General features: G+C 62.8%; 1 protein-coding gene and 2 pseudogenes. 1 reads left to right on the plus strand and 2 read right to left on the minus strand.

All coding sequences use genetic code 11. The annotated features are described in order from the left end of the window. Positions 1-53 precede the first annotated feature (53 nt). A pseudogene (locus WAW17_RS11410) lies at positions 54-398 on the minus strand (BBE domain-containing protein); the annotation flags it as partial. A 495-nt stretch (positions 399-893) separates the two neighbouring features. On the opposite strand from WAW17_RS11410, the gene tnpA reads away from it, so the two are divergent. After that, a complete protein-coding gene (gene tnpA / locus WAW17_RS11415; protein WP_422333091.1) occupies positions 894-1,346 on the plus strand; it encodes an IS200/IS605 family transposase in 453 nt (150 codons plus the stop codon). A 39-nt stretch (positions 1,347-1,385) separates the two neighbouring features. Here the strand turns inward: tnpA and WAW17_RS11420 are convergent. Next, a pseudogene (locus WAW17_RS11420) lies at positions 1,386-1,727 on the minus strand (amino acid permease); the annotation flags it as partial. Positions 1,728-2,066: the final 339 nt, after the last annotated feature.

The raw sequence follows: 2,066 nt of genomic DNA on the forward strand, positions 1-2,066 counted from the left end.
CCACCAGCAGGGGCGACCACCTTCGGCCGCATCGCGGCCGCTGACTCGAGCGCTCATGGGGCCGGTTGAATGCTCTGCTCGAAGCTGAACACGTTGTCGGGGTCGTACTTCGCCTTGATGGTGCGCAGTCGGTCGACGGATCACCCCCAATAGGCGCTCTCCCAGTCCGCCATGTCGGCGTTGGGCACGTTCACGTAGGCGCCATCGACGTAAGGACGTAACGCTTGGGCGAACTCGGCGATCCAAGCCAGGCACTCCGCAGTCAGCGGGTCGGCCATCGCCGGTTTCGCACCACGGGTGCCCCAGCCGGCACCTGGCTCCGCGTAGAACAGCGCGTTGCGGTGGGCAAACGCTGACCCGCCGGAAGGCTCACTGCCCTTGACGGCTCCGCCGAAGGCATGCGCAGCGCGATCCGCGCCGAGGTCGCGGCGACGATATCGGACCAGGCCCGAGAGATACGGAACCGCACCCACCCGGCCTTCGGTACCAGAATCTCGCCCCACCGCCGGTTGATGCGCCGCACCACCAAGTCCCGAACGACGAAACCCTGCCGAGCGCCCGAACGCTTCTTGAACTTCGGGTACCCGGACCGGCGGGCGAAGAAGTTGATGAACGCCCGATCGAGATCCCGCAGCGCACCTTGCTGCACGACGGTGGAACCGGCTCGTAGCCACTCACATTCGCGCCTCGCCTCGGTCAGCTCCCTCATCTGCGACGCGGCGGTGATCTTCTGCCGGACATGACGGCGCGAGCGAGTCCACCAGGAGCGTTGTTCCAACCCCAGGTTGTAGACGAATCGGGCATGATCACAATGCATCACCAACACCTCGAGCTGCGTCCCCTCCGCGGGGTACACGCGCTGCACGATGCCCATATGGTCTACGTTAACAGATATGGGTATTGACAGGGACATTTACCGGACCGGTCGTCATGTGGTCTACAGTCTTCAGGCCCACATCGTGTTGGTGACCAAGTATCGTCGCGGCGCGATCACCGACCGCGTCCGCGAACACCTGATCACCACCACCCGTCAGGTCTGCGAACGGTTCGAGACGACCCTGATCGACGCCGACGGCGAAGACGACCACCTGCACCTGCTCGTCGACTACCCACCGAAGGTGTCGCTCTCGAAACTGGTCGGGGCGATCAAGACCAACACGTCCCTGCGAGTGCGACGAGAAAACTACCCCGAAGTGACCCGAGCACTGTGCGGTGAACACTTCTGGTCCCCGTCCTACCTCGTCACCTCCACCGGCGCAGCCCCACTGGACACGGTCGCAGCCTACGTCCGCAACCAACGCGAACCCTCCCGCGCCCCAGGCAAACCGAAACGACACCCTCGCTGACCCCACCCTCACGCACGAGGCCCGCGCTCAGCACTCGAGGGTCAACCAGCCGAACAACCAGCCGATCTTCGGGCTGGCCAGGCGCGATGCCCACTGGTAGGAGGAGCCGCTGAGTGCAATGCGGGCGGCGAACTGCGCGACGACCAAGGCCACCAGCGTCTGCCCGACCGCCGCGATGATCCACAGCCAGATTCCGACTGGTCCCGCACTGATCAATACATCATCGTAGGTGGCGAAGATGCCGACGGCCACCGAGATGAACGCGAAAGATATTGCGAACACCTGAAAGGAACCGAGTGTTCGTTTCAGCTCAGGCTCGTAGCCGCAGTCCCGACACTCTCCGTCCGCAGTAGCGGGATTCGCCACATTCTCTGCCGTCATATCCGACCTTCCGTGGCGGGTGATGCACGGAAGATTAGCTGACCGGACAAACTCCTTCCTCGCAAAATCCACTTTTTCGTAAAAATTGCTGTGATTGCTTCGAGCACGTACAACCAGGTCAAAGTGTCGAACGAACGAGTGTGGGGTCGATCAGGCCGAGGAAACCTCATTTTCGCCCTGGCATCGAACGCCTAACCCTTGCAGCCGACGTTGCACGCGCTCTTGGACCCGATGCGCGGCAGATCGATGCGATCGGTAATTGTGGGAACGTCATCGAACTCACCGACAGCAACAGCGATGACGAGGTCAACCGATGCCGGTGCGGCACGGTTCGCGCTC

It is taken from the genome of Rhodococcus sp. (in: high G+C Gram-positive bacteria) (assembly GCF_049286785.1).
GTDB lineage: Bacteria > Actinomycetota > Actinomycetes > Mycobacteriales > Mycobacteriaceae > Rhodococcus_F.

What these genes read in the sequence shown, in the direction of transcription:
- tnpA (WP_422333091.1), top strand. Translation starts at nt 894, where the DNA reads ATGGGTATTGACAGGGACATTTACCGGACCGGTCGTCATGTGGTCTAC.